The organism is Streptomyces viridosporus, assembly GCF_002078235.1.
Lineage (GTDB): Bacteria > Actinomycetota > Actinomycetes > Streptomycetales > Streptomycetaceae > Streptomyces > Streptomyces viridosporus.
The window spans coordinates 1-2827 of sequence record NZ_MSGP01000361.1; the positions used below are offsets into that span (position 1 = coordinate 1).

3 protein-coding genes and 1 pseudogene are annotated in these 2827 nt (G+C 74.6%); 2 read left to right on the plus strand and 2 right to left on the minus strand.

Annotated elements, in window-relative coordinates:
• Nucleotides 1-221: pseudogene (locus B7L92_RS25105) on the plus strand (hypothetical protein); the annotation flags it as partial.
• A 75-nt stretch (nucleotides 222-296) separates the two neighbouring features.
• On the opposite strand, the gene B7L92_RS25110 reads toward B7L92_RS25105, so the two are convergent.
• Entirely contained in the window at nucleotides 297-941 is a 645-nt protein-coding gene (locus B7L92_RS25110; protein ID WP_081239686.1) for an HNH endonuclease family protein, read from the minus strand.
• A 781-nt stretch (nucleotides 942-1722) separates the two neighbouring features.
• Here B7L92_RS25110 and B7L92_RS25115 point away from each other — a divergent pair.
• Nucleotides 1723-2406, plus strand: a complete 684-nt coding sequence (locus B7L92_RS25115) for an HAD-IA family hydrolase (RefSeq protein ID WP_081239687.1) — start codon at nucleotides 1723-1725, stop codon at nucleotides 2404-2406.
• Between the two features lie 27 nt (nucleotides 2407-2433).
• On the opposite strand, the gene B7L92_RS25120 is transcribed toward B7L92_RS25115, so the two are convergent.
• Nucleotides 2434-2827, minus strand: a 394-nt coding sequence (locus B7L92_RS25120; RefSeq protein WP_081239688.1) for a peptidoglycan-binding domain-containing protein, incomplete at its 5' end; no start/stop codon positions are given.

Sequence of the window (2827 nt, forward strand, 5' to 3'; positions counted from 1 at the left end):
GCCAGGCCTTCGCCAACGACCTGACCCGCCCGCAGCTCCTCGCCGTCACGGACAACGTCAACCAGGCCAAGGGCGACCAGGACCCGGCCACCTGGATGCCCTCGCGCACGGCCTACCGCTGCACCTACGCCCGCGCCTGGGTCCAGGTGAAGTACTACTACGGCCTGTCCGTCGACCCGGCCGAGAAGTCCGCCCTGCAGAGCCACCTCGCGAACTGCTGAGTGCCGCAACCTCCCCCCGGCCTCCGTCGCCCCGTACGGTACGCAGCGACGGAGGCCGGGGGGAGGTTGCGGCACTCAGCAGTTCGCGAGGTGGCTCTGCAGGGCGGACTTCTCGGCCGGGTCGACGGACAGGCCGTAGTAGTACTTCACCTGGACCCAGGCGCGGGCGTAGGTGCAGCGGTAGGCCGTGCGCGAGGGCATCCAGGTGGCCGGGTCCTGGTCGCCCTTGGCCTGGTTGACGTTGTCCGTGACGGCGAGGAGCTGCGGGCGGGTCAGGTCGTTGGCGAAGGCCTGGCGGCGCGAGGTGGTCCAGGAGCCCGCGCCGGAGTCCCAGGCCTCGGCGAGCGGCACGAGGTGGTCGATGTCGACGTCGGAGGCGGCGGACCAGGTGGCGCCGTCGTAGGGGGAGTACCAGCTGCCGCTGGTGGAGGCGCAGGCGGAGTCGGTGACGACGTTCGTGCCGTCGCGCTTGAGGACGGTCTCGCGGGTGTTGCAGGAGCCGCTGATGGTGATCCAGTGGGGGAAGAGGTCGCGGTTGTAGCCGGTGCGGTTCTCGGCGGCCACGGTGAGGGTGGCGAGGTAGCTGCGGGCGGTGGAGCCGCTGATCGGGGTGGGCAGGGCGGCGGAGGCGCTCGGGCCGTTGAGCAGCCCGAGGGAGGCTATGAGTCCGGTGAGCGCCGCGACCGTGCCGACCCGTCGACGCGCGTAGAACTTCGGCATGCGAACTCCCTTGTGAGGTGAGGGGGTTGGAGTGCGAGCAGGGGAATGCTCACCGCTCCGGGTTGCGGGGAGGGGTGTGTCCGGTAAGAAGTTAGTGACGCGGCCATGTCACGTCTATGGTTGACGTGTGAAACTTCCGCCCCGTGGGGGGCGGCGGGAGGACCGCGCACCCTGGGGGCGCGGAAGGGGAGCGGCTCTTCGCCGGACCGTCGGCGCACCGCTCGGCCCGCCCGAGCCGGCGCCCGGAGGCGGACCCCGTGAGGCGGGGTCGACCGACGGGGCCTTCGGCGGGCGGTGCGCGTCCGCGCCGTACGGCACGGACGCCGTGTGCGCCGTACGGCGCGGGCGCCGTGTACGCCGCCGTGCCGAGGTGCCCCGCGGCCACGCACGGCGCTCCCGTCGGGGCGGCCCCGACCGATCGGGGAACCCTCGATCGGTCCGGCCGTGGCGGCCGTCGCCTCCGGCGCCGTCCTCCGGGCCGGACGGCCCGGCGGGGTCGCCCTCGCCGGTCTCGTGCCGGGAGGCGGTCGCCGGGTGGCGGCCCGCCGCGCGGACCGGCGCAGGCGACGGGAAGTCGAAGTCCGGGTGAACGATCGGTGGAGACGGTGGCGGGATGCCGGGTTTGTTTTGTACCGTGGATGAACAAAGTGGCCCCCGCCCGTTTTCCCTGACCGGCGGGCGGGGCCGCCTTGTCCCCCGGCTCGGGACGCGGCGCCCTCCCGGGCGCCGCGCCCGCCGGCCCCGGGCTCCCCGCCCCTTCCTCCGCGCCTTGGAGCTGCCGATGACGGCCACCGCCGTACTCACCGCCCGCGCCCTCCTGCTGGACATGGACGGCACCCTCGTCAACTCCGACGCCTCGGTCGAGCGCGTCTGGCGCCGCTGGGCCGAGCGGCACGGGCTCGACGGGGACGAGGTCATGAAGGTCGTGCACGGACGCCAGGGATACGCGTCGATGGCGCTGCTGCTGCCGAACCGGCCGATGGAGCAGAACCACGCGGACAACGCGCGCATGCTCGCCGAGGAGACGGCGGACACCGAGGGCGTCGTCGAGATACCCGGCGCCCGCGCGTTCCTCGCCTCGCTGGAGGGGCTGCCGCACGCGCTCGTGACCTCCGCCGACGTCGCCCTGTCCACCGCCCGGATGGCCGCCGCCGGCCTGGACCTGCCCGCGGTGCGGGTGACCGCGGAGTCCGTCGGCGCGAGCAAGCCGGACCCCGAGGGCTTCCTGAAGGGCGCGGCGGAACTGGGCATCGCCCCCGCCGACTGCGTGGTCTTCGAGGATTCCGGCGCCGGCATCGCCGCGGGCCGCGCCGCCGGGATGCGGGTCGTGGGCGTCGGTCCGCGGGCCGGCTTCCACGCGCCGGACGCGGTCGTGCGGGACCTGACCCAGGTGCGTGTGGAGGCCGGGCCCGACGGCACGATCCGGCTGCACGTGACGGAGCGGTCCGGGCACGCGGGGGCCTGACCCCGGCCGCGGCACCGGAACGGTCCCCTACGGCTCCCGGGTCTCCGACTCCAGCCGGGCGCGGGTCCGGGAGCCGTACACGCCCAGCTCGTCCTGGAGGCCGCGGGCCCACTGGTAGGCGCGCAGGGAGTCCTCCACACGGCGGTTGAACTGGCCGTTGATGTCGCCGTTGTACAGGTGCAACTGGCGCAGGCGCAGTTGCAGTTCGGTGACCTCCGGGCCCCGGTCGCCGCGGCCGAGGACGGGACCGGTGGTCTCGGGGGCGTCCTCCTCCGTCCCCTCGGTGGTGACGGTGGGCGCGGGGGTCGTCGGGGCCGTGGACGGTTCGGCGGACTCCGACGGGCTCGGGGTGGCGCTGGTCGCCGAGGGCGAGGGGGAGGCCGACGGGCTCGCGCTCGCGGACGCCGAGGCCGACGGGGAG